1 pseudogene is annotated in these 244 nt (G+C 63.9%); it reads right to left on the bottom strand.

Annotated elements, in window-relative coordinates:
- Positions 1-244: pseudogene (locus SB725_RS33270) on the bottom strand (phage tail protein); the annotation flags it as partial.

The following is a 244-nucleotide window of genomic DNA, read 5'->3' as shown; positions in this document are numbered from 1 at the left end:
CGGCGGTTCCTAACCCCAGGTCATCGCCTGTCAGCTGATCACCGCCTGTCACCAAACCTTGGGCATTCACGCTGACGCTGGAATAGCTGCCCGCTGCAACGCCGCTGTCGGCCAAAGTGATCGCTATGTCAGCGTTGGCGGTACCATCGAACGACACGCTGCCGCTAGCCGCCCCGGATACGCTCAGCGTGCGCGCTGTTTCCAATTGGGTGGCCGCCACCGCGGTTCCGTCGACGGGCAAAGC

Source organism: Pseudomonas sp. SIMBA_041, from assembly GCF_046535095.1.
GTDB lineage: Bacteria > Pseudomonadota > Gammaproteobacteria > Pseudomonadales > Pseudomonadaceae > Aquipseudomonas > Aquipseudomonas mucoides.
This window is presented reverse-complemented; position numbering and strand designations above follow the sequence as displayed.